This window comes from Armatimonadota bacterium (assembly GCA_029907255.1).
GTDB lineage: Bacteria > Armatimonadota > UBA5829 > DTJY01 > DTJY01 > JAIMAU01.
Window position 1 is genome coordinate 1 of record JARYMF010000006.1, and the last position, 23,563, is coordinate 23,563.

Annotated in this window: 23 protein-coding genes; 18 read left to right on the plus strand and 5 right to left on the minus strand. The window is 47.5% G+C overall.

Going from position 1 to position 23,563, the window contains the following annotated elements; all coding sequences use genetic code 11:
• Positions 1-601, minus strand: a 601-nt coding sequence (locus QHH26_06480) for a glycosyltransferase family 39 protein (protein ID MDH7481606.1), incomplete at its 3' end; no start/stop codon positions are given.
• Positions 602-714: 113 nt separating this feature from the next.
• On the opposite strand from QHH26_06480, the gene amrB reads away from it, so the two are divergent.
• The 16 genes from amrB (at position 715) to QHH26_06560 (ending at position 14,954) form a co-directional block, all read left to right on the plus strand.
• Positions 715-1,587 (plus strand): AmmeMemoRadiSam system protein B, encoded by an 873-nt coding sequence (gene amrB / locus QHH26_06485; GenBank protein MDH7481607.1) that lies wholly within the window; start codon positions 715-717, stop codon positions 1,585-1,587.
• Positions 1,588-1,595: 8 nt separating this feature from the next.
• The gene (locus QHH26_06490; protein MDH7481608.1) at positions 1,596-2,105 is read left to right on the plus strand and encodes a CvpA family protein; all 510 of its coding nucleotides are present in this window, start codon (positions 1,596-1,598) and stop codon (positions 2,103-2,105) included.
• A gap of 340 nt (positions 2,106-2,445) precedes the next feature.
• Positions 2,446-3,303 carry a PEP-CTERM sorting domain-containing protein gene (locus tag QHH26_06495; GenBank protein ID MDH7481609.1) on the plus strand — a complete coding sequence of 286 codons (858 nt, stop codon included), beginning with the start codon at positions 2,446-2,448 and terminating at the stop codon, positions 3,301-3,303.
• Positions 3,304-3,543: 240 nt separating this feature from the next.
• A complete protein-coding gene (locus QHH26_06500) occupies positions 3,544-3,909 on the plus strand; it encodes a hypothetical protein (GenBank protein ID MDH7481610.1) in 366 nt (121 codons plus the stop codon).
• On the plus strand, positions 3,909-4,562 hold the full coding sequence (gene sigH, locus QHH26_06505; protein ID MDH7481611.1) for an RNA polymerase sporulation sigma factor SigH: 654 nt from the start codon (positions 3,909-3,911) through the stop codon (positions 4,560-4,562). The genes QHH26_06500 and sigH overlap by 1 nt, the downstream gene beginning before the upstream one ends.
• Before the next feature lie 125 nt (positions 4,563-4,687).
• The gene (lepB, locus tag QHH26_06510) at positions 4,688-5,206 is read left to right on the plus strand and encodes a signal peptidase I (protein ID MDH7481612.1); all 519 of its coding nucleotides are present in this window, start codon (positions 4,688-4,690) and stop codon (positions 5,204-5,206) included.
• 81 nt (positions 5,207-5,287) lie between these two features.
• Entirely contained in the window at positions 5,288-6,355 is a 1,068-nt protein-coding gene (locus QHH26_06515) for a deoxyguanosinetriphosphate triphosphohydrolase (protein ID MDH7481613.1), read from the plus strand.
• A 144-nt stretch (positions 6,356-6,499) separates the two neighbouring features.
• Positions 6,500-6,850 (plus strand): hypothetical protein, encoded by a 351-nt coding sequence (locus QHH26_06520; GenBank protein MDH7481614.1) that lies wholly within the window; start codon positions 6,500-6,502, stop codon positions 6,848-6,850.
• A 154-nt stretch (positions 6,851-7,004) separates the two neighbouring features.
• A complete protein-coding gene (locus tag QHH26_06525) occupies positions 7,005-7,718 on the plus strand; it encodes a rhomboid family intramembrane serine protease (GenBank protein ID MDH7481615.1) in 714 nt (237 codons plus the stop codon).
• 51 nt (positions 7,719-7,769) lie between these two features.
• Entirely contained in the window at positions 7,770-9,686 is a 1,917-nt protein-coding gene (locus tag QHH26_06530; GenBank protein MDH7481616.1) for a DUF5693 family protein, read from the plus strand.
• Positions 9,676-10,740 carry a polysaccharide pyruvyl transferase CsaB gene (gene csaB, locus QHH26_06535; GenBank protein MDH7481617.1) on the plus strand — a complete coding sequence of 355 codons (1,065 nt, stop codon included), beginning with the start codon at positions 9,676-9,678 and terminating at the stop codon, positions 10,738-10,740. Before QHH26_06530 ends, csaB begins: the two co-directional genes overlap by 11 nt.
• 32 nt (positions 10,741-10,772) lie before the next feature.
• Positions 10,773-12,197, plus strand: coding sequence for a carboxypeptidase-like regulatory domain-containing protein (locus QHH26_06540; GenBank protein ID MDH7481618.1), 1,425 nt, complete (start codon positions 10,773-10,775; stop codon positions 12,195-12,197).
• Positions 12,198-12,213: 16 nt separating this feature from the next.
• Complete coding sequence (locus tag QHH26_06545; protein MDH7481619.1) at positions 12,214-12,774, plus strand: hypothetical protein; 561 nt, start codon at positions 12,214-12,216, stop codon at positions 12,772-12,774.
• A gap of 15 nt (positions 12,775-12,789) precedes the next feature.
• On the plus strand, positions 12,790-13,590 hold the full coding sequence (locus tag QHH26_06550) for an LptA/OstA family protein (protein ID MDH7481620.1): 801 nt from the start codon (positions 12,790-12,792) through the stop codon (positions 13,588-13,590).
• Between the two features lie 94 nt (positions 13,591-13,684).
• On the plus strand, positions 13,685-13,969 hold the full coding sequence (locus tag QHH26_06555) for a hypothetical protein (GenBank protein ID MDH7481621.1): 285 nt from the start codon (positions 13,685-13,687) through the stop codon (positions 13,967-13,969).
• A 118-nt stretch (positions 13,970-14,087) separates the two neighbouring features.
• Complete coding sequence (locus QHH26_06560; GenBank protein MDH7481622.1) at positions 14,088-14,954, plus strand: M55 family metallopeptidase; 867 nt, start codon at positions 14,088-14,090, stop codon at positions 14,952-14,954.
• 40 nt (positions 14,955-14,994) lie between these two features.
• Here the strand turns inward: QHH26_06560 and QHH26_06565 are convergent, their stop codons facing one another.
• Positions 14,995-15,492: a nitroreductase family protein gene (locus QHH26_06565; protein ID MDH7481623.1), complete on the minus strand. Its 498-nt coding sequence runs from the start codon at positions 15,490-15,492 to the stop codon at positions 14,995-14,997.
• A gap of 195 nt (positions 15,493-15,687) precedes the next feature.
• Between QHH26_06565 and QHH26_06570 the strand changes: the two genes are divergently transcribed.
• Positions 15,688-16,038, plus strand: a complete 351-nt coding sequence (locus QHH26_06570) for a prepilin-type N-terminal cleavage/methylation domain-containing protein (GenBank protein MDH7481624.1) — start codon at positions 15,688-15,690, stop codon at positions 16,036-16,038.
• A 41-nt stretch (positions 16,039-16,079) separates the two neighbouring features.
• Here QHH26_06570 and QHH26_06575 read toward each other — a convergent pair whose 3' ends face one another.
• Positions 16,080-19,364, minus strand: coding sequence for a polysaccharide lyase family protein (locus QHH26_06575; GenBank protein MDH7481625.1), 3,285 nt, complete (start codon positions 19,362-19,364; stop codon positions 16,080-16,082).
• A 137-nt stretch (positions 19,365-19,501) separates the two neighbouring features.
• Between QHH26_06575 and QHH26_06580 the strand changes: the two genes are divergently transcribed.
• Entirely contained in the window at positions 19,502-21,679 is a 2,178-nt protein-coding gene (locus tag QHH26_06580; protein ID MDH7481626.1) for a DUF6259 domain-containing protein, read from the plus strand.
• 235 nt (positions 21,680-21,914) lie between these two features.
• On the opposite strand, the gene QHH26_06585 is transcribed toward QHH26_06580, so the two are convergent.
• Positions 21,915-22,925: an inorganic phosphate transporter gene (locus tag QHH26_06585; GenBank protein ID MDH7481627.1), complete on the minus strand. Its 1,011-nt coding sequence runs from the start codon at positions 22,923-22,925 to the stop codon at positions 21,915-21,917.
• Positions 22,918-23,556, minus strand: coding sequence for a DUF47 family protein (locus tag QHH26_06590; protein ID MDH7481628.1), 639 nt, complete (start codon positions 23,554-23,556; stop codon positions 22,918-22,920). Before QHH26_06590 ends, QHH26_06585 begins: the two co-directional genes overlap by 8 nt.
• Positions 23,557-23,563: the final 7 nt, after the last annotated feature.

The following is a 23,563-nucleotide window of genomic DNA, read 5'->3' on the forward strand; positions in this document are numbered from 1 at the left end:
CCAATATAGTCCCTAACCCTATCGCTATCGATAACGTCTCAGTCAATAACTTGCTCTCTAAATACATCACAGGCCCATACCCCATCACCAATACCATCCCTACTACCCCAGCCCAATGCCCAAATATCCTCCTCCCTATCAAATACACCATCAATAGATTCCCTATTCCCAACACCGCCTGAATTACATAAACAACCCCATAATTATGACCAAATATCTTGTATATCCCTGCCAACACATACGGATATAGCGGCGCCATGTAAAACGGCTTCGCCCCATACCCCTCACCCCTTGCTACCCTCTGAGCCCATAAATCGTAATATTGCGAATCCATCATGGGCGCCAAATAACACGGAGTATTGTTTTTGTATTGGAGAATATAGATTACCCTGATGATAATTGCTATGAGGAGAAGAGCGGTGACGACAAGCGCCTCGAAGCGTCTAGAAGTTGCTCCGCCTTTAGCCTGGTCATCCGAGGGGCGACCACACTTACCTGTTTTGATAGTCATTTTAGCCGGATACCTCTCCGACACGAATGGAAAAGCGCTGATGATATAAGCTTCAGAAGTAGTGTAGTGTATGCGTGCCTGCGTTGTCAATTGAAATCCTTTACGTTACTATCCTTTGAAAGCCAGAAATTAGGAGCTGTTAGAAGGAACTTCGCCGCAGATGTGGAATAATGTTTATATAGAAATGCGGCAGGAGGGGTACCATGTCAGTACGCCATCCCGCTGTTGCTGGGATGTTCTACGAAGCCGGGCAGGCGGCATTAATAAAAGAAGTGGAATCCTGCTTCCTTGGGCCTGGGGGCCCTGGGCGATTGCCTGACGTAAAAAAGGAAGGAGCGCGCCGAATTGTTGGTTTAGTCAGCCCTCATGCCGGCTTCGTATATTCAGGCCCAGTTGCGGCACACGCCTACCTCCGACTTGCTGAAGACGGAATTCCCCCCAATATTGTGCTCATCGGTCCAAGCCATCGGCCGATAATGGCGCCAGTTGCCGTCGCCGACGATGAAGCATGGCGCACTCCACTAGGCAATGTTCCCATCAATACTACAATCGCTAGAAACATCGTTTCCGAATATCCAGCCGCCGTTCTGAATTCGCGCGCCCACCGTGCAGAACACTCAATTGAAGTTCAGCTGCCCTTTCTTCAGTACATCGCCTCCAAAACAGGCCAAGAAGTGAAAATTGTTCCACTTATCATAGGCGTCTCAATATACGATCCAAACGCTTCAGAGTTCGTGCATACCCTTGGCAAAGCACTAGTAAAAATCCTACAAGGGGAAAATGTGGTCGTGATAGCAAGCACTGATTTTTCTCACTATGAACCTCAGCAATTAGCAAAGCGAAAGGACTTGGCAGCAATTGAGCAAATCCTAGCGCTCGATGCCGACGGACTCATAAAAACAGTAAGAGAAATGGATATTTCAATGTGCGGCGTCGTTCCAACAGCAGTCACCATTGAGACTTGTAAAGGTTTAGGAGCAACATCATGCCATCAGCTGGCATATCGCACCTCTGGCGATGTAACCGGCGATTACCTTCAAGTAGTCGGATATGCTTCACTTGAGATAGGCAGGTAGGTTTAGCAATGGGCAACTGGATAGATTTGGCAACAATTATAATGCTTGCTTTGGCGGTGATAATAGAAACCAAGCGTGGTTTTGGCCGTGCCGTCTTTGACCTTGCCGCCGCTCTCGTGGCAGTACGAATCGCATATATGGTTGCTGACCCGCTTTCGGCATCAATCAAGGTTTCGGCGAATCCTGCAACAAACCAAACCATTGCATTTGTAGCGCCATTTATTGTCCTGTCAGCATTGCTTTGGTTTCTAGGTAAGCTTGTCTACGAAGCAACGCTCATATCCGCAGAGATTTTTGACCCTCTCCTCGGCGGAATTTGCGGCATATTGATTGGCATTACCATTGACCATGTGTTTGTTCGAACTATTGTGTTTGCCGCCGGTACGAAAGAGCTCCCTTCGCTCATTACAGACTCAGCCTTGGGCAGGGAATTCCTCTATTTTGACACCTATCACCGAATCGTTCAGGCGCTTTACAACTTTCATAGACCAGATTCAGCTGTTGTTCCCGAAAAATAACCTAGTATTTTTACCTGTTTTTCATTATAGGGGTTGACAAGACAGCGAAGAAGGTGTATTATGCGCTTGTAACGGAAATCCTCTGACGCGTGCACCAAGAAAAACCTGCAAGTCAAGAAAATGCGGCCGAGAACAGTCGCAACTTGCGGGAGGTCTGATCAGCTCCAAGCACAGGAAGCACTCCGCAAAACTAGCCTAGCCAAAAGCGGGAATGATGCAAACAAATATTTGCATCTCAACCGCTAACCACCAAAAGCGAGAGAAGGAGGTGAAAATCCAAAGATCGCTAAGTCAATCATAAACTAGATTGACGCACAATTGCAGCGTGAAGGAGAAAAAGATGAAGAAGATATTAGTAGCCTTAACAGTTGTTGCAATGGCGCTCGCAATCGCCCCTGCATACGCATGGGACTTAGAAGTTACCGACGGCTTTGAGTCGGGAAATCTAGCCGCATGGAACATAGGTGCTTGGGGTACGTTCAGCGTAGGCACTGCGGCCCAGGGGTATCAGGTGAGAACTGGTTATTGGTCCGCACGCCAGGGCAACTCGACCGTTGACAGAATCGGGCGCAACTTCAACAACAACAGCCAGCAGTTCTGGTTCAAGGAAGGCCAGGCAGAGGCTTGGGTCTACGATGACATGACCTTCAGCCCGAACGACGACATGCGGTTGGGCGTAGTCACCACCAAGTGCACCTCTTGGACTGCGACAAACTCACCAGCTGGCTACATCACAGGCGCAATTACCAACACCAGCACGGGTTGGGGTAGCACCGACTACTACTGCTTGATGTGGTCGTACACCTACGCCAAGCTGGACGGCGTGACTGTTCCAACATTTGCTGGCACCACGTGGACCGTTGGTTCAGCTGCTCCTAGGAGCCTAGGTTGGCACAGGTGGAGAATAACCTGGTCATTCGACTATGACGCAGGTGTAGGCACAATCAAGTGGTATGTGGACAGCACCCTTGCGCCGAAGATGACAATGACCATGAACAACACCTGCGCTCGGTGGGCTAACACAAGCACGCCAGCAACCCTAATCCTTGGCAACTGGTCAGCGGTAGCCCATGGCTACAACTACGTCGATGACGTCGTATGGCGCGGCACCTGGAACATGGTGCCTGAGCCAACAAGCTTGCTTGCGCTTGGCGCCGGCCTGTTCGGACTCGCCGGATTCATCCGACGCAGAAGGTAGCCCCAAACATAAAATCGGACGTCGGCTAACATAGTCGGCATCCGATTTTAAATCAAGAAGTTAAAAACCGCCGAGACTAAATCTCGGCGGTTTTCTTTTCACTAAGCTAGAGTAAAAAACAAACACAGCCCTAGTGTGCCATGCTCTGCTAAAATTCCTCCAAAATATATTCCACAAAAATCTTTCCATCGCTATTGCATATCTTCAGAAGCTAGTGTATAATTTGGCGGGTGATGCCGCTTGGACAGTGAGCTCGAAAAGATAGATGCCATCCGTAACAGGCTAAGGGTAAGCTATGCAGACGCACGAAAGGCACTCAATGAGGCTTCGGGCGATGTGGTAGCAGCCCTAGCCGCGCTTGAAGAAAAAAAGAAGCAAGACAGGGCAGACTTGATTGCCCTGGGCGTAGAAATGGCTGATGAGCTGCAAAAAATAACAAGCGGCGGACCGATTAGAAAGCTGAGAATCAGGTACGGCGATCGGACGCTCACCGAAATGCCAGTGGTTCTTAGCGCTGCCACTGCGGTGGCCGTCGGACTCGCCGCCCTGCTGGTCAGCAAACTGGTCATAGAGGTGGAGAAGGACCAAGGAGAGGCTGCTAGCTAATGGAATACGATCAGGACCTTGTGCCACAAAGGCATGCTCAATACGAAGGTATGTCGGACGCCGGAGTCGTCGAGCGTGCGCAGGCGGGTGAAGAGCAAGCCGCCGAGTATCTTCTCTATAAATACAGAAACCTTGTTCGCAACAAAGTGAGATCTTATTTCCTTGTGGGCGCAGAGAAAGAAGACCTTCTGCAGGTCGGGATGATTGGCCTCTGGCAAGCGGTGGTGGATTATAGAGCCGACAAAGCCATTTCATTCCCCGCATTTGCCAGAATCTGCATCCAGCGGCACATTATTACCGCCATTAAGACCGCTACGCGCCAAAAGCAAATTCCGCTGAACACCTCTCTTTCGCTCGAGTCGCCGCCCGATGAGTCGAGTTCCGAATGGACGCTTTCCGACATTCTTACTTCTGAGAATGTCGTCGACCCAGAAGAGGTGGTGCTCAGGCAGGAAGATTCGAATCAGCTGCAAGAGAGGCTTCAGCAAATGCTAAGCGACTTTGAATGGCGGGTGCTTTCTGGATATCGAGTCGGCAAGTCGTACAGGGAGATTGCGTCCGAGCTTCAGTGCAAAACAAAATCAGTGGATAATGCTCTGGCGCGCATAAAACGAAAAGTATCTAATACACCACTCGATATGCTGGTAGGTTAATCATCTTGCCCACAAGTCTGTCGTCCTCAGGCCGGGCACAAAGTTGCGGCTACCTCGCGCACTTATAAATGTCTCGGCTAAAGGAGAGATTTTTTGCCGGCGACCTACCACCGATGGCTTTTCAAATGAAGAAAAAATATTCACGAGTTCTAAGGGAATTGTGCGAAACTATCGTTATGACAGCGGTGGTGTTCGCATTCCTTGTAACATTTATAGTCCAAGGCTTCAAAGTATGTGGGCGTTGCATGGAGCCGCATCTTCGAAGTGGCGAGCGTCTTCTAGGCAACAAATTTATCTACAGGTTTGAGAAGCCTGTAAGAGGTGATATTATCGTATTCCGATTCCCGGCGGATCCTCGCAAGATATTCATCAAACGAATCATTGCTCTTCCGGGTGAAATAATTGAGATACGCTCGGGCAAGGTATTCATAAACAACAAAGAAATAAAAGAGCCGTATCTTTCATGCAATGCTCACGGCGACTTCCCGCCCCAAAAGGTGCCTGAGGGGTGCGTATTCGTGCTCGGAGACAACCGTGACGAAAGCAACGACAGCAGGTTCTGGGGCGATCTGCCCATTAAGAACATTCAGGCAAAAGCATGGCTTCGTTACTGGCCTTTGTCTAGATTACATGTTTTCAAATAATACCATTTAAAGCAAGCCAAATTGACCTTCATACGATTTCAATCACAAAAATGAATTAGGGTTGTCCTCAGGTTATATCAGATGTTAAATACTCCTTTCATAAGACTGCAACAAGAAGAACTAGAGCGGCAGATTTTATCACCCTTTGCAACGCTGAGCGCTGAATCAAAAGGACGCGCAAAGCCGGAGGAGAAATGTCCAATCCGCACAGACTTTCAGCGCGACCGTGACAGAATTATTCACTCAAAAGCCTTCCGCCGCCTGAAACACAAAACGCAAGTCTTCATCGACCCCGAAGAAGATCACTACCGCACTCGATTAACGCACACGCTTGAAGTTTCACAAATCGCACGCACCATCAGCCGAGGGCTGCGGCTAAATGAAGACCTTACCGAAGCCATCGCTCTCGGCCATGATCTTGGACACACACCATTCGGCCATGCAGGAGAAGAAGCACTTGACGAGGTATACCGCGAGTTCGTTCCTAATGCGCGTTTTCGGCATAACGAGCAAAGTTTGAGGGTCATTGATATAATCGAAAAAGACGGTTGTGGCTTAAACTTGACTGCTGAAGTTCGCGAGGGCATCGTTCAGCACTCAAAGGGAAGCGAAGACGTGGACCTTAACAGGCAAGGAAACGGCACGCTTGAAGGGCAAGTTGTACGCATTGCCGACCGAATTGCCTATATAAACCACGACATTGACGACGCCATCAGAGCTGGAATTCTCCGAGAAACTGACCTGCCAAAAGATTGCACAAAAGTTCTCGGACGGCAGCCCTCCGAGCGCATTGCGATAATGGTGATTGACCTTGTCGAGAACAGCACTGGTAAGCCAGAGCTAGGCATGAGCGACGAAGTACTTGCGGCTGCCAACAAACTAAAAGATTTCTTATTCGAACGCGTATACTATGTTGACACCCCCGTATTGCGAGAACTCAAAAAAGCGCAGAAAATTCTCAAAGAACTTTTTTACTTCTATATGGAGCATCCGGAACTTCTTCCCACCTGGTACAACGCAAAACTGCAGGATATTCCAGGAAGGGCACGCGCAGTATGCGACTTCATTGCTGGGATGACGGACAGATATGCGGAACAGAAATATGAAGAATATTTCATGCCGCACTCGAACATATTTTCAACAAAATAATGACGCTTGAAAAGCTTTGGCATTGGAAAAACCTCGGTAGCTATGTTATAATTAATTGCCAGTATGACTTCGCGCTTCTCCTCACTCCAGAGGCACGCGCGCGAGCATCGAGAGGTTCCAAATCTTCTCACGGAGGTGTATGCAATGAGTACCAGACCCTTGATAAGATGCGACTGTGGGCAACGTATAATCGCAAAAGACGTCATGCAGACGGGCTATTACTTGCGCTTGTTTGGCCCGAGTTTCGTATACGTCAAGTATAGATGCTCGCGTTGCAAGAAGCTCGGAGAACAATTCATAAAACAAGAAGAGTGGGAAGATAGCATACTGAAGGATACTCCCTGCGAGATAATGGACGACGAACGGCAAAAGTTCCAGGCAATGGGAACAATTGATATCCATGAGGCAATTGATTTTCATTTCTCATTGGAAGAGCCGGATGCCCTCGCAAAGTTAAACGAGTATTTCCGAGAACAAAATAACGAAAAAACATAGAAAGTCTGCATAAAAACCGAAATTATAAAGGGCTCGGAGGATTATCCGAGCCCTTTAAACTTTATAAAACAAGATAATCCCAATTTTTAATTATGTTTACAGCCAGCAAGACGTGTGATAGAATGCTTATAAATGTTTAAAGTGGAGGTCCTTAGTGATTCCTTTAAGGGATGAAAACCCCACTAGCACAACACCGCTCGTAGTCTATGGGCTAATCGCAGCCAACGTGCTAATATATCTCTACAACGGACCGCTCAGACCAGGGATTCACAATCCACTTGCGGGATTCGAGCTCGTCCCATACGAACTAACAACCGGACGTGATGTCGGTCCCGTGACGCCTATTACCCCTTGGCTCACAATCTTCACTTCAGCGTTTATGCATGCAAATTGGCTCCATATTGCCGGCAACATGCTTTATTTATGGATATTTGGCAACAACGTAGAGGATACATTTGGGCACTTTAGATTCTTGCTTTTTTACCTTTTATCTGGTGTTGGTGCGGCGCTCTTGCAGGTACTGGTTGCTCCATTTTCTACTATCCCAATGGTAGGAGCGAGCGGAGCAATTGCCGGAGTGCTAGGCGCATACTTGATTCTTTTTCCTCATGCAAGAATCATAACCTTAACGTTCTTCTTTTTCGTCCAACTGGTAGAGTATCCGGCATCCATAGTGCTTGGCCTTTGGATATTAATTCAAATCATCAGTCTCAGTGGAATGGATGCAGCCGCTGGAGGGGTAGCATATGCCGCCCACGTTGGCGGCTTCATTACCGGAGTTTTCATCACATATCTTCTAGGTGGGCGAAAGCTCCTTCGTAGGAGACGCGCAGTTGGATATTGGTATTATAGGCGACCATATTGGTAAAGACCGGCAAATTAGTCTTAAGCCGAAAAAAGCAACTGGGGGTACTGCCAAGTGCTTAAACGAAACTGGCTACTGCTTATTCTTATTATACCCGGCCTGCTGAGTGCTTTTGTCCTCGCAGACCGTCGGTACAAGCTAGAAATAGCAAACCGCAATGTTGAGCTTATTCTTGACTACCAAGAACTCCAAAATGTTGCTTTGTCGGAATCAACGGCACTTTCGGACGTCCTAAGCAGTTTCCGCCAAGCAGGCGTGACCGGCATAGCAATCACCGAGCAAACCCTGGAGGACCTGGCATCAACAGGCCAAATTCGTTTTAGAGCAACCCTTTATAATAATGAACCGTGTACCGAGGTTATCATCCCTGATTCCACGCTGGCAAAACGTGTTTGGGAGGCGCTGCTCAAACGCAACTATTTGCACATCCATTTTGCTAATAAGCCAACTTGCTTTGTTATCAAGGCAACCCCAGAAACGCTCAACACAATAGGCATAGGGCTACCTCCAGAAGCTGTAAATCTTATTAGGCAATGCGGCTTTGACGTTGTAGCCCGACTCCAAAACCACCCTGCGATAACCACAAAAGCAATAGATTCGGCAGCCAAGGAGCTGAGGCAAGATGGCATATCAAGGCTGATTTGTGCCGGCGACGAGGTGATTGGTTTCAGAGGACTCCTCTCCCATGCCGCAAAACAACTTGAGAAAAACAGCCTAATCTACGGGTCAATTGAGTTTGCCAAACAGAAGGGCGATACTATAATGTGCAGGGAGCTTGAGGGGAATTTCATCCGCGCCCACAGTATTCCCTACACTGAGATGGCTGGCATGGCTCCATCGGCAGCTATCGAGCGGTTTGCCCGCGCAGTAAAGGAACGCAACATACGACTTTGCTATATACGCTTAATAGAATCATCCGGCCAGTCGGATATAGATAAAAATGTACAATTCGTTAGTTCAATACGCAAAGCCATCGAAAAAGCCGGCTACAAAATCGGCACTGCCAGGCCCTTTGGAACATCCTCACAACCGATAATACTCCTCTTGCTAATGGCGCTCTCCATCGCCTCAGCTGGGATTATACTTCTCGACTCAATAGTCACTCTGCCGGGAATATTTAAATATGGAATCCTAATACTCGCCTTTGCTGCATTCGCCGGCTTAATAGCCTCAAGCGAACTTGGCAAACAACTAGTTGCTCTTAAAGCTGCTATCATATTCCCGACCCTAGGAGTCGTTGGCGTGATAGGCCCACGCTTTGCGTGTAAAACAAACGAAAAGTCGCCAGCATTAACAGCAACAAAACTATTCATTGGAACATCAATTTTTACACTCATTGGCGCCTTTCACATCGCCGGGATGCTTGGGAACCGGCTATATATGGTCAAAGTCGAACAGTTTATAGGCATCAAGCTAGCGCATATTGTCCCACTTTTTGTAGTAATCTTCGTCATGGCAGCAGGGTTGCCAATGATAAATGAACCTCTTGGGCGTGTTTGGGCAAAGGTTCGTGAGAATCTTCACTCAGTGATGGCACATCCGCTTTTTGTATGGCATGCGATAGCGGTTAGCTTTGCACTAATCATTCTTCTTATTGCACTCATGCGTACAGGAAACGATGCGGCAATTGGGGTATCAACAGTCGAACTCAAATTCCGAGCAATACTCGATAAAATCCTTTTCGTTCGCCCGCGAACAAAGGAGTTCCTAATCGGCCACCCCGCTATGTTCCTCGGCATTGCTCTTCTAGTGAGCAGGCGCCGTGCCTGGGGTCTACCACTAATCGCGCTTGGTACGCTCGGTCAGGTTTCTATGCTGAATACCTTCTGTCACATACACACCCCACTTGCGCTGTCGGCAATGCGCACCATTAATGGGCTGGTGCTCGGCTTTATACTTGGATTGGCCGCTTGGCTGATTTTCGGCAAGCGCAATACCGGGGTCTCACGTAAGTTAACCAGTGATAGCTAGAAAACGTATAATTATTTCAGGATACTACGGATTCTCCAACATGGGCGATGAGGCAGTTCTGTCTGCCATCGTCGCTGGCCTTAGGGAACACTCAAAAAAAGACATCGAGATTACCGTAATCTCGGGCGCTCCCAAAGAAACCCAGCTACAGCATGGCGTTCGGGCGCTGTCAAGGCGCTCCATCGCCGAGGTACTCGCCGCGATTCGGGAGAGCGACCTAGTAATAAGCGGCGGCGGCAGTCTCATCCAAGATGCTACAAGCTTTCGCTCGCTTTTATATTATCTATGGGTTATCATGCAGGCACAGCGGTTTCGCCGCAAAGTAATGATTCTCGGCCAAGGAATAGGCCCTCTAAGGCGAAAAATATCTTGCATACTCGCCCGCCGCGTGCTTGATAGAGTTGATATCATAGCAGTTCGCGATCCAGACTCGGCCAATCTGCTTAAAAAAATTGGGGTAGCAAGGCCACCAATTTACGTGACTGCTGACCCCGCGTTTCTTCTCAAAGCCGAACCAACGGAGCAATTCGAGGGAGATATTATAACCTTTGCCCTCCGCGAATGGCGTGAAGCGCCGTGGGTGGAACAATATGCAATCGAATCGCTAAAGCAGCTATCGAAAGAACTGCCAGCGAAAATATTTCTCATGGCAATGCACACACCAGGCGACCTGGAAATGGCTTCAAGAATTGGCAGGCAAGTCGGAGATTCCGTAATCGTTCAAAAAGAAAACCTAATGCCAGAGAAACTCTTGGGCATCATTTGCGCATCGAAAATGGTGGTGTCAATGCGGCTACATGCACTGATATTCGCCGCTGCTTCTGGCATTCCTATGCTCGGCATCACCTACGACCCAAAAGTCGAAAGCTTCCTAAAGTCTGTTGGTCAAGAAAATATGTCTCTTGAAGACTTGAAGTCTGGCAAACTTCCAAGAAGGGTATTAGATACATGGCACAAGCGCGATGTTCTTTCTGCACAATTAGCTGAAAAGGTGCCTGCAATCAAAGATGCTGCAAAAGAAAACATCCGCCTGGCGCTGGAGCTCTTGGAATAGCTCTTATATTGTATAGAACGGAGGAATCCTCAATGACAAAGCAAATGAAGCATTTTCTAGGTTTGCCAGCGATAATGCTTTTGGTTCTCACTGTTTTGCAGGGATGCGGTGGAGGACATAGGCCTAGGAGTGTGGTCAGCGGCACCGTTTCAGATATGAACCAAAATGTTATTGTAGATGCCGAGGTTTATTACGATGGAGCGCGCAAAACAAGGTCACTTGTCACCGGCGTCTACCGCCTAGAAAATGTGCCAAGCGGATGGCGTACTATTCGTGCAAGGACAACAATCAACGGTAAGACATGGATAGGTTGCACCGCGGCTGAAATTCTCAGAGACGAGCCGACTATGAATGTCAACATAATTATCGCACCTGTGTCAAACACAACATCCATTGAAGGTATTGTATTCGATGACACCAACCATAGAGTCGAGGGAGCAAGAGTATTCCTGCTGCTCCAACCCACAGGTGAGGGGCAAGTAGGCCCATATGGTTCTATAGTAGCGATTACCGACAGGAACGGGCATTACGTGCTTCAAGATGTGCCGACAGGCGTTCCTGCAGTAATTACCGCCTCGAAAGTTGGCTTTACAAATGACGAAGTAGAAATCGCAAATCTTACACCCTCAATTGATTTTATTAATTTTCACCTCATACGCTCGAACCTAAGAGAAGGACCGGAAGCCCCAAGATTGGACGCAATCGAAGCATACACCATGCCTGACTCTATTACACGAAGCGAAAACGCATTCGATGCAATTAGGGCGTTCACGTCTCCAAGATTCCGAGCGGCTCTTGCAAAGAAGAAGCCCACAAGGATTGTAAGATCAACACCGCCAGGGTCGCTCATCGAAATTGACCTATACTGGTCGGACCCTAACAATCCTTCGCGAGACATTGCTGGGTATGGCATCTATCGTGGGCAAAGCCCAACTGTCAGAGCAATTGATTTTGTGCGTGATCCATACGCAACTTTTTATGGCGACACCGGTGTGGAAATAACTCCTGGCTTAAAGTACTACTATGCCGTCGCGTCGGTGGATGTAGAATTCTTAGATGAATTCAATCAGCCTGATGAACGCGCAGTAAGCGAACTTAGCAATCTACTCGACGTTGTGCCTCTTGACCAGCTTCGTTCGATATCTCCGGCACACAGCGCAACCATCAGCAGTCCACCGGTATTCAAATGGCAAGCTCTTGACAGAGCTGACAAATACTCTGTCTACATATATGATCGCTTTCCGACGCTTCCGCTTGACCCTGATGTAGATTACGGTACGGACCCTGCTGTACTAGTTGGCACTTTCCCAATATGGCACCGGACAGTTTCTGCTCCTGCCACCTCAATGATAGGACCGGCATTAGGGCCAGGCAAATATTATTGGGTTGTACTTGCGCAGGACAATTCGGGAACAGCATTCTCATATGGGGATCTTCGGCCCTTCATTGTGCGGTGAAATGTTGGCAATAAAATTGAAAAAGTGGCTTCCTTGGATAACTGGCGGCGTAGTCATTGCCGCTCTCATCTGGGCTTTCCTTTACTTAAAAGCTCTGCACCCATTTGGAGCTATGGAAGCCAAACTTAAACAGGACGAACTTTCTGGCATTGGACTATTCTTTAGGGATGCCAATATAATAGGTCGCCAAGATGGAAAGAAAGTTTGGAGTTTCCGTGCAAAAAGCATAGAAGTAAGTCGGGATCGGAGACTCGTAACCTTCCAAAATATAATAAATGGCACTTTAATAAAAGATGGCAATGTAATAGCATCCCTTTCCGCCAAAAAAGTTATATATGATTCTTTAATCGGCAAAATATCAGCTCCAGGGTTGTCAGAAGTAAAAATTGTGAATGGCCCAACACTCAAAGTAAAGAATATCTACTGGAACGGCCAGAAGTCGAAACTCGTATGCACTGGTGGCATTCGCGCAAACTTTGATGGGAGCACTTTGGAAGGCGAGCGGCTGACCGCAGACTTCGAAAAGAAAGAGATTACGATTAACAAAGTAAGAGGCACAATTCGAATTCCCGACTAGACAAGGATGATTTGTATGACAAAACTATTAAAGCAATATGCGGCGTTCAGCATAGCATCGGCCGCCCTGCTGGCCTTGATTCTCGCTTCAGTAGGTGGGGCTCAGCAGGGGAATACTTCGGCGAAACCAACCGAGCCAATGTACAAGGAAGTTAAGTATTCAGCTGATAGCTCTACCTACCGCTGGGACGGTGAGGACCGTATTGTGGTCCTCAGAGGCAACGTGATGTTTGTCCAAGGCGATACAACCCTTATAGCCGACAAAGTTGACTATAGTGAAAAGACCAAAACCGCCCAAGCCACCGGAAACCTAAAAATCTTCGACGATAGGAACAATATCACAGCGGATATTTGTACGATAAACTTTGAAGAGAAAAAGGGCACTCTAACTGGAAACGTTCGCATGGTTGCCAAGCCAAAGCCCAAAAAGGAGACACAGGAAAAGAAAGATGCACCCAAATCCCTTAGCTCAGAGTGGAAAGACGAAGCAGTCATAACTTGCGATAAAATCGAGTATTACTATAAGCAAAAGAAGGCTATCGTTTCCGGCGGCTTAAAGATTGCCCAGAAAAACCGCATTGTCACCGCAGACTCTGCAACATACTTCGGCAAGGAAGATAGAGTTGAGCTTGTTGGTAACGTCAAAGGTTATGATGAGAAGGAAAAGCATTCCTTCTCCGCACCAAAGGTAATTATTTCGCTTAAAGAAGATGATGAATGGATAGAAGCCGAAAAAGCCAGCGGCACTTTTTATGTAAAAGAAGAGCAAGAGGAAACACAAGAAGTCAAACCTGCACAAGAAGCGGCGAGAAAATAAGCTACCTTAGGTTCCCATCTCACAATATTCGATGATAGGTTGATTTCGCTCCGACATGCGGTAAAACATTACAAATAATGCAAGGAGGTAAGCAATGGCAAAACGAATTATCTTAGGCGCTTTGCTAACGGATAGATTTAAAGAAGCGCTAGCGTTTCAGGAAGTCCTCACGAAATTTGGGTGCAATATAAAAACCCGAATTGGGCTACACAATGTTACCGAGAATGCATGCTCAAACTCTGGCCTGATTCTGCTTGAGATGTTTGGCGATGAAAAGCAAATCAACCAGCTTGAGGACACCCTCCGACAAATAGACGGCATCGTGGTCCAAAAAATGGTTTTCGAAGAACCAGACGGCGCAGTACATTGCCATTCTTGAATCGCTAACATGCGAAAGCAACCGAATTCCTCATGAAACGGTTCAGACCGTCGAAGGTAATCATGGACCGCCTGTTTAATATTAATATCAAATCCTCCACGTATCCTCGAGGACAGCGATGAGATACATACTTCTCAGTATTCTAATAATAGCTATAGCCGGGCTCGTACTGGCTGACGAAGGAGACAAGCCTGTGAAAAAGATCAAGATTTATATCCACACAGATTTGGAAGGTGTCTCGGGCGTTGATGCATATGAAATGATGGACCAAACTACCGAAGGTTATCAGAAAGCACGCAGGCTTCTAATGGAAGACATTAACGCTGCAGTTGCTGGAGCTTTTGAAGGCGGTGCTGACGAAGTAACAGTTCTAGATAGTCATAACGGGGCCCACAATTTTATTCCCGAGATGCTTGACAAGCGGGCAGTGCAAGACCCTCGTGCAAACAAAAAATGGTGGGGTGCGTTGGATGAAACCTATTCCGGCACATTCTTTATAGGTGCGCATGCGATGGCTGGCACGCTTAACGGTTTTCTCGACCATACTCAATCATCCACGCACTGGCATGACTACTCAATCAATGGTCGCAAAATGGGTGAGCTGGCACAATGGGCGATTGTAGCTGGGAATTTCGGCGTTCCTATGCTCATGGTAAGCGGTGACGAAGCTGCATGCAAAGAGGCAAGAGACTTCTTCGACCCAATAGAAACGGCTGTAGTAAAAAGGGGAATTGGGCGAAACAAAGCAGAGCTCGTGCCCTTGGATGAAGCACGAGCTCGCATCCGTGAAGCAGCAAAAAAAGCTATTTCGCTTATCGGTAAAGCCAAACCCTTTATTCCCGAAAAGCCGATGACAATCGTACTTAAATATAATCGCTCGGACTATTGTGACTCAGCTGTGGAAAGGCTTAGCTACGTCGAACGCATAGACGCCCGCACAATTCGGTGGGTTACAAGCGATCCATTGGCAATCCTGCCCAAATGAGTATTATATTGCAACCGTGCTTTGAAAAACTAAAAGCTTATTAGCCCGAATACCTTTCCCAATGTAACACTTCGGACAATGGCTTCTTACCTGGGTTTGGAGTTTCAATTGGATAGCCTATGGATACTAGTGAGACTAATTTATAGTTCGGCGGCATCCCCAGCATTTCTCCTATTTTTGGTGCATATGCTTTCTTGTCACCTGCAACCCAGCACGAACCGAGCTCATGCGCTCGTGCCGCATTGAGGATATTCTGCGTTGCGGCACTCCCATCTTCAAGGTAATATTTGGTGTCCTGGCAAAAGACGGCTATACAAACTGGCGCTTGAGCTATAAACTTACCATAATCGGTAGTATCGGCGATCTTTTTGCGCATCCCTGGGTCTTGCACCACGATGAACTGCCAAGGCTGAATATTAATCGCCGTTGCAGCAAGTCTTCCGCAGTCAACAATATCTTCGATGATTTCTCGAGGGATGGGTTTATCCTGATATACTCTAACACTTCGCCTAGTCTTCATGCATTCAATCGCATCCATGTTCTCCACCTCCTAAAATGTCGGTTCTATATTGTTGTAATTTATTCCTACCCCGCTGAGTTTCTTGTGTATACACATAGTTCGTGAACATCCAATGCAACTTATGGAATAATTCTGATGAAATCTAATAATACAGCATCCTAATATGTAGGCTATGGGCAAACTGCTTTGCCTTTTGTATCGGGGGTGGCAATTGTGGTTAGAAGGCGCATTGTTCGTGAGAACGCCGGTTTCACAATCATAGAAATAATGATTGTGATCTTGGTCGTTAGCATTCTAATGATGATAGCTGCTCCGTGCTTTATTCACGCACAAAATACGTCTCGGACGAAGTCTTGTATTGAGAATATGAAACAGATTTACACAGCCAAAGAACAGTTTGCAATGGAGAACAACAAATCCAATGGTGACTCGGTAACATGGGATGACCTTGTGCCTGAATATATAAGGGAACAGCCTGAATGCCCGGCTGGTGGTAATTATAGTCTCCTAACTATCGGCGAAACGGTTTCCTGCTCAATAACCGGGCACGAGCTTAATATCTGACAATTCTTGACCCTCGCCACTGCATACTTATTTGGCGCCTGCTATGGCGAGATTAGTACCGTAGCCATGCCGTTCGGCCGGAGTGCTACCTTCAAAGTGCCTTTTGATATTGGAAGCGACTGCCCCACATCTTCCACCAGATTGCACTTCCACGCACGCTTGAACATCGCCGGCAATTGCAGGACTGCTTCGGCATCCCTGCCAGCAACTTCCCTGAGTCGAACAATAATTCCCTTGCCGGATTCCGCAGGCTTTAAAGCCTGGATGATGACATTCGAAGGCGCAACAGACACAAGGCTCAAAGTATGAACACCAGCCTTCCCCTTGCCTGCAACCTCGGCCGCGATTAGAGGGTTCCTAACCGACCGTCCAAAGCGCGATGCCGCCGCTGGGTTATACTCAGCCATGCTAGTGAGTGAAAAGCGAAACGTGAATTGCCCACTCTGCGATGCTTTGTAGTTAGTAAACCAATAGTTATTGAATATATAAGCATACAAGTGGCCATTATCAATAGGGAGCGGCGACTTAAAAGTATCACGGTTGATGTCACCCAATGTGATTAGTGGGCTTTCAAGCGCCGTCCAAACAATAGTGCATCCTGGTTCAGTCGCTACAACAAAGTCTTGTGCACAATACCACTGCATGCATGCACCAGGGAGCATATCCTTACTTGGCTGGATAATGCCGTCAGGTATCTCAATGTGGAATTCAGGCTTCTCCAAGTTAAACGGGAAGGCGAAGTATCCCGCCTCCTTCATGTAAGTACCTTTTTTCCTAAGCGTATTGTTGAAGTCAATGCGCTTAATTTTATCCCAAAGCACAATTTCGGTAGTGAGCTCAGGGGTCATATATGCAGAGCTATCGATTCGTATCACCCGCCGATGGGGAAGCACTGCTGTGCTTATCTTCACGGGCCTAGCGTCGGTATGAATGGTCATGGATTTGCCGTGGCCCGAGACGTAAAGATAACGGTTGAGACCATACGGCGACTTGGAATCAACCAAATCACGATTAAGTTCCTTGTCGATAAGGCTCTTCACAGCACCAGTGAGAGGATCAAGCTCTAAGCGATAGAATTGATTTTCAAATTTCGGGATGCTGATTTGAGAAGTTGTACTGACAGTCTGAAAAGTTCTGTCCATCGGGTTTGCAGTTGATAGCGGAAATACACGATACCCAAGAGGAGGCACATCCTCCGCCCAAAGTTCAACCAATTCGCCAGATTTATTCCTAGCATGCACCAACCCGCTTACAGAAACATCGAGCGGGTTAAATACCAGGAGCGAAGGTTTATCGGCTTTGACCGAACAGGCAAGGGAGCGAAGCCCAGCTTGGAGAACTTTCTTGGCTTGCCTCGAAGCGTCGTATGCAAAACGAGCCTTATAGACCCACTGCTTTGTCGTCTGTTCGCTCTTCGGCTGGCTAATACTGCAATGTGCGCCCCACGTGTGCTCATCATATAGGATTGCATTTTTCCAAGCCGCGTCGAGCTCATCCTTCGGATGCTTCTCCCCAAAGACTGTGGAAGCAAGAGAAAAGACTTTCTCAGCAGTAACAAGATCTTCCTTGGCGATGCGAACCAGAGCCGTTTCACGTGCAGAAGAACCGGCTCCGTCCTCCCAATATACGCCACCGTCGCCTTCTATTGTGGGTATTCTGTCCCTGAAACCATGCTCAATGTATTCGAAGAACTCGGGACCGCGGCAAAGAATTATGCGCGGATAAGCATAGCGGTCATTCCACTCCTGCACCGTCTTCGCAAGGCTCTCGCTGAGCCGCTGGTTGTCTCCATAACCGCCGAAACCGAGAACTGCATCGTATGGATAGTCGTCGCGGTCATACTCTCGCAGGAGCGACTCTACGCCTGCTCTTGCGCGGTCTATGTCTATAGCCAGCCCCGAATGGACAGCCTTTGCATAGCCATTCATGTACCAGGTAAGAACTTTGCTGCCATCAGGTCCTTGCCAATAGAAAGGCGATTTACCAAAAAGCTTGTTAAACGAATCGCCCCGCGTGAGGTTCAATCCAGCGCTAAAGTATTTGATGCCACTTTGCGCCAAAATTGTAGGCAGTGTCCATACCTGAGTTGGGACGTCGCTGCTCATTGCTATGTCAAATGGAATCCCATATTTTTGGGCAATCGAGTGAGCAAAATATAGGGTGCGTATAAAAGACTCATGCGAGCAGATTCCAGTGAGCATGTTCCCATAGACCGCCTGGCAACCTATCCGGCCCTCTTTCGCCGCCTTTAGGAAATCGTTCACCTTTTCCGGCGGCATAAGAGAAAGATAATTGTCTTCAACCCATGCCGCCTCGGTGTTCCAGACAAAGCCGGGGTACTTCTTACAAAGAGAAAGCGCAAGCGACATATTGTCGTTGTGCAATTTAATTACTCTATCTTGAAAATCCGTGTAGCCGATGTCCACATGGGAGCTGGGCTGAAGGTAGAATAACCAATGCCTTTCTGGCTTGACCTCACATGATGCGGTTGCAGTCTTTTCGCCCACTTCTACGAATAGCTCTAACTTCGATGGTTCGTGCACCTCGGGAACCGCAAGTTCCTTGCGAAGAGTTCCCAAGAACGGCGGATTGAGCGTAACCGCGGTGCTCCACTTTCCCATCCTTAGAATTCCTTTGCAATCCGCTGGTGCATTTGTGAACTCAGCTTCGAGGTCCACTACTTGCATAAGAGCCCCGCCCGAGCGAACAAACCTAATCGTTGGGTGTAGCTCGATTCTCTTGACACTTGCCTCCACCACGCCCTCCGGGTCATTCTTAAGAATTACTGTATCATAGAGGAACCATGAGCCTTTTTCATTTAGAATCTCAATCTTATTTTCACCTTTGCGCAAAGTTGAAGCGGGCAATGAGGTATTAAACACATACTCCCTGCCAGCCCCAGGATTCACAAGCGAATCATCACCCGCACCCGCCGGAAGTTTGATTACGCCTGATTGACCATTTATTGACAACTTGATTGCAGGCGGCGCCGAGGCATGAGTATCCACCATGTCAATCGTGAAAGAAAATACTCCCTTGGGTTGCCGTGGCAAGCTGAAAATAATTGTGAATACGTGAGGCTTCGAGCCAGCCCATGAGTCCGACGGTCCCGGATGTATGAAGCTCCAAGCCCTTGAAGGATCGTCCTTATCAGGTTGGAACATGACATCCTTAGGGAATGCCTTCGCATAGCCATTGTAATTTCCAGCTAAAGCAAATTCGCCATAAGAATTATCAGCTTTCCCTATCCGCCAAACGACAGTTTCAAAAGCAAAAGCATGCGATGCTACAAGAAGTAGAAATAGCAACGAATGAACAGTTTTCATTTTAGCCCCGAAATTAATTGAAAAAATCAAATTTCATGCTTGGCATATGGTTCAACCCAAGAGGTGTAAAATCCTGCAGGATGTTCCCTTATCAACCCCACATGTGTTAAACTTTCACTTGCAAGGTGAGGATAAATATGAGGCGCAAGATAACATGCCATTACTTAATTATCATAACCACCATCCTAATCCCTATTTGCACAGTATGCGGAGCAATGGAGGCAGATATGAAAAATAACAACCCCTCAGAAGACCCAATCGTTCTGAGGAATGAATACTTGAGTATTACTTTAGGCATTGAAGACGGCCGTTTACGCCTGAACAGTATCAAGGATTCCTCGGACCACGAGTTTCTCGGCGATGCCCAAGACAATACGTCAATTTGGCGAATTGTTTTCCGAAGCCCAAGTGGAGAATCGAAAGAGGTTGAAAGTAACAAAGCATCGTTTTTAGGGCAACAGATGAATAAGTTCAAATGGATAGTGCCCCTTGGAGAAGTACAAGCCGAGGTTCACATGTCGGTGCGTCTTAATGACAAGAGTCATCTTTCATACTGGTCAATTTCCGCTAAACTTCCTGACAGATGGAAAATCTATAGGGTAGATTTCCCAATAATACCCAACATAAAGCCCGAGAAGGGTTTAAGAATGGCCGCTCCATTTGGCTGGGGACTCGAATATGAGTTGAAACCCGGAGAAGCATACGATGCCACATACCCATCGCTTGTCGCTGCTATGCAGTTCGTTGCATTTTACAACCGTGGGCACGGTCTCTATATTGGAACGCATGACCCGCAGGCGAACCACAAGCGTTTTAGCATGAAAGCCCGTCAAGACGGCATCGGCTTTACAATAACTAACCTCCCAGCAATTCCCGAGAAAGGTGGCGGTGCATGGAAGCTTCCTTACGAGGCGGCAGTTGGTGTCTTTACGGGCGATTACTACGATGCAGCACAGATTTACCGCGAATGGACATTCGACGCTCCATGGGGAAAAGGTGGACCGATATCCAAGCGAACAATCCCTCAGTGGTTGAAAGACACCGATTTATGGATTAGGGTTAAAGATGTTTGGAGCGATACCGAATCCGAGCCAGTTGAAAACCTCGAAATGGCCAAAGAGGCCGCCGATTTTTTCGGCATCCCTATTGCATTGCACTGGTATACCTGGCACCAAATTCCATTTGACACTCTTTATCCCGAATACTTCCCCGCAAAACCAAACTTCGCCGAAGGAGTAAAAGCACTCCAAGCAATTGGCTTCCATGTTATGCCCTACATCAACGGACGGCTATGCGACCCGAAATCAAAGACCTGGATCGAAGAGCGAGCCGACCGGTCGGCAGCTAGGAAGGAAGACGGAGAGCCATATACCGAGATTTATGGCTCAAAAGTCCCGCTCAACGTTATGTGTCCCTACACCCAGCAGTGGCAAGAAAAGATTACAGCGTTGGTTGACCGTTTAGTGAATGAATATAATGTGGATGGGGTTTATATCGACCAAATCAGCGCGGCTAGTTCAGTCCAGTGCTTCAATAGCGAACATAACCACCCAATAGGCGGTGGTAAGTTCTGGGCAGATGGCTACCGAAAGATGCTCGATATGGCAAGGTCACGTCTGCCCAAAGGAAAAATTTTGACTACCGAGGAAAATGCCGAGTGCTGGCTAGACCAATTTGACGCTTTGCTTCTTGTGAACACACCCGTTGGCACAAAGAAGGTCATCCCTCTATTCCCGGCTGTATACTCAGGCAGAACAATCACATTTGGATTTCAATACACACTTCCAGAAGACCTCCGAGATTCCGCTCCGTGGAGGGCAAAGATGGCGCAAGCATTTGTATTTGGCTCACAGCTCGGCTGGGTGAGCCTAAGTGTTCTCATGGCACCAGAAGTTAGGCAGGAAGCTGAATTCCTGCGCACGCTTGCAAGATGCCGAAGATTTGCGCACGAATATGTTGTTACTGGGCGCTTCCTGGGAATGCTTAATGCGCAAGGAGACAATCCACTGTTACGAATTGAAGGTAAACCCTCATTCGGCAGTGGAACTTATGCCATGGAACTGCCATCGGTTCTCACATCCGCTTGGCTTGCGGAGAACGGAAGCTTGGGCATCCTTATGGTAAACCAATCAAATGAAGATCATAATGTGCAGGTGTGTCTCCCGCTTAACAAAGTGGGGATTCAAGCTGATAAAGGATTTTCTGTTGAGAAATTTGGTTCTGAAGGCAAGGAATCCGATTGGCAAAGTACAACAGCCATCCAAAAAGTAACAATCCCAGCCAGAAATGCAATTCTGCTTAAAATTAAAAAGTAAGCTAAGCGCCCTAGCTGATTTTATAAACCGTTGCCAGTTTTAAACCCAGCTACCTTTTTACGTTATAGGTTCTTTGCGTATCGCGCCTTCATCTGCGTAAATTCCAACTGCGGCACGGACGAGGACATCCGAGAAAATGCACAGATCAGGAAATCTGTGCCGAGCCAGTAACGCTTGCAAATTTTTGCTGTCATTTTTGGGAAGCATAGCAAGCAAGCTTTCCAAGTTCAGCTTCTTAATGTAATACAATGTGTAGTAGGGCATAGCTAATCATGCTAAGCAGCGCCGAAATAGGCAGCGTCATCAGCCAAGCTAGGACAATTTGGCCGACGATCCCCCATCTTACTGCCGAAAGTCGTTTTGCCGAACCAACACCCATCACTGAGGATGATATCACATGAGTGGTGCTAACCGGTGCATGCCATAAGGTTGCGGAAAGAACTACCAACGCGGCTGCTGTCTCGGAGGCGAAACCGTGAACAGGTTGAAGCCCCATAATTTTTTTTCCAACAGTTTTAATAATCCGCCAACCACCAGCTGCAGTTCCCAATGCCATCGCTGCCGCACATGTTACCTTCACCCAAAGTGGAACTTGCACAGTGGGTAAAAAACCGCCAACAACCAACGCCATGGTAATAATTCCCATTGACTTCTGAGCATCGTTGGACCCATGGGTGAAAGCCATAAAATTGGCTGAGAGGACTTGGAGAACCTTGAAATATCTATTAAGCTTCGAAGGGGCCTGCTGGGCAAAAATGTTCATCACCAAAATCATTAGCGTTGCGCCCGCCAGGAAGCCCACGATAGGAGACCCTATAAGGGAAATAAAGATTTTTTTAAGTCCTTCCTCGTTGAGCACGCCAATTCCTTTATATGCAACGGCAGCCCCCATAACCCCGCCTATTAACGCATGAGACGAGCTGCTAGGAAGGCCGAAGTACCATGTTATGAGATTCCACGTAATTGCTCCGACAAGTGCTGAAAGCACAAGAATCTGCCCGCCTTTGCCAGTAACCAGGCTTGGGTCTACAATACCCTTTCCTATCGTTTGCGCTACGCCTGTCCACATCATCGCTCCCACAAAATTTTGCATAGCAGAAAGAAATATCGCATTCCGAATGGAGAGCGCGCGAGTGAGAACCGAAGTAGCTATGGCGTTTGCTGTATCATGAAAGCCATTTATGAAGTCGAAAGCTAGTGCAAGAACAACTACTGTCCCGAGAAGTATAATTGTTGCATCAGGCATTTTTCACCACTATGCTTTCCAAAACATTTGCCACATCTTCACACTTATCTGTGGCTAATTCTAATCTGTAGATAATCTCCTGCCACTTGACTATATCGAGTGGCCTCGTCTTTTCCTTAAACAATCGGTTCAGTGCTTTCCTAAGCAACTTATCCGCGTCGTTTTCCAGCTCGTTTATTCTAACGCAAGGATTCAGTACTTGGTCAATCTGCCGAAGATTTGAAAGCGCCTTGATGCCTATTTGAATTTGCTCAGTTGCCTGGACAAGGATAGCAGATATCTCCGCCGTCTCAGGCACTTCCGCTGCCGGGTCCTCAACACCATAAAGCTTCATGCGGTCGGCAGATGCCTCTATATAATCCAGAACCTCATCCATTGAAACCGCAAGGTTGTGTATATCTTCCCGGTCAATTGGCGTTACGAAGCTAATATTCAATCGATCGCATATTCCACCAGTCGCTCGGTCTATCCGCTTCTCCATCTCACGAAGTAAGTGAGTTTTATGCTCAATGTCCTCGTAATTAGTGATTAATTCGTGGAGCACCTTGGCGGCTTCGACAAGGGCTTGGGCTATTTCCTCAAAAAGCTCAAAAAAGTTTTCTTCCGTAGGCATGAAGCGAAAGCGTTTCATTTTTCAT

What these genes read in the sequence shown, in the direction of transcription:
- QHH26_06555 (MDH7481621.1), top strand. Translation starts at nt 13,685, where the DNA reads ATGGCAAAACGAATTATCTTAGGCGCTTTGCTAACGGATAGATTTAAA.
- QHH26_06540 (MDH7481618.1), top strand. Translation starts at nt 10,773, where the DNA reads ATGACAAAGCAAATGAAGCATTTTCTAGGTTTGCCAGCGATAATGCTT.
- QHH26_06515 (MDH7481613.1), top strand. Translation starts at nt 5,288, where the DNA reads ATGTTAAATACTCCTTTCATAAGACTGCAACAAGAAGAACTAGAGCGG.
- lepB (MDH7481612.1), top strand. Translation starts at nt 4,688, where the DNA reads ATGAAGAAAAAATATTCACGAGTTCTAAGGGAATTGTGCGAAACTATC.
- QHH26_06580 (MDH7481626.1), top strand. Translation starts at nt 19,502, where the DNA reads ATGAGGCGCAAGATAACATGCCATTACTTAATTATCATAACCACCATC.
- QHH26_06495 (MDH7481609.1), top strand. Translation starts at nt 2,446, where the DNA reads ATGAAGAAGATATTAGTAGCCTTAACAGTTGTTGCAATGGCGCTCGCA.
- amrB (MDH7481607.1), top strand. Translation starts at nt 715, where the DNA reads ATGTCAGTACGCCATCCCGCTGTTGCTGGGATGTTCTACGAAGCCGGG.
- QHH26_06550 (MDH7481620.1), top strand. Translation starts at nt 12,790, where the DNA reads ATGACAAAACTATTAAAGCAATATGCGGCGTTCAGCATAGCATCGGCC.
- QHH26_06575 (MDH7481625.1), bottom strand. Translation starts at nt 19,364, where the DNA reads ATGAAAACTGTTCATTCGTTGCTATTTCTACTTCTTGTAGCATCGCAT.
- sigH (MDH7481611.1), top strand. Translation starts at nt 3,909, where the DNA reads ATGGAATACGATCAGGACCTTGTGCCACAAAGGCATGCTCAATACGAA.
- QHH26_06585 (MDH7481627.1), bottom strand. Translation starts at nt 22,925, where the DNA reads ATGCCTGATGCAACAATTATACTTCTCGGGACAGTAGTTGTTCTTGCA.
- QHH26_06590 (MDH7481628.1), bottom strand. Translation starts at nt 23,556, where the DNA reads ATGAAACGCTTTCGCTTCATGCCTACGGAAGAAAACTTTTTTGAGCTT.
- QHH26_06565 (MDH7481623.1), bottom strand. Translation starts at nt 15,492, where the DNA reads ATGGATGCGATTGAATGCATGAAGACTAGGCGAAGTGTTAGAGTATAT.
- QHH26_06520 (MDH7481614.1), top strand. Translation starts at nt 6,500, where the DNA reads ATGAGTACCAGACCCTTGATAAGATGCGACTGTGGGCAACGTATAATC.
- QHH26_06490 (MDH7481608.1), top strand. Translation starts at nt 1,596, where the DNA reads ATGGGCAACTGGATAGATTTGGCAACAATTATAATGCTTGCTTTGGCG.
- QHH26_06560 (MDH7481622.1), top strand. Translation starts at nt 14,088, where the DNA reads ATGAGATACATACTTCTCAGTATTCTAATAATAGCTATAGCCGGGCTC.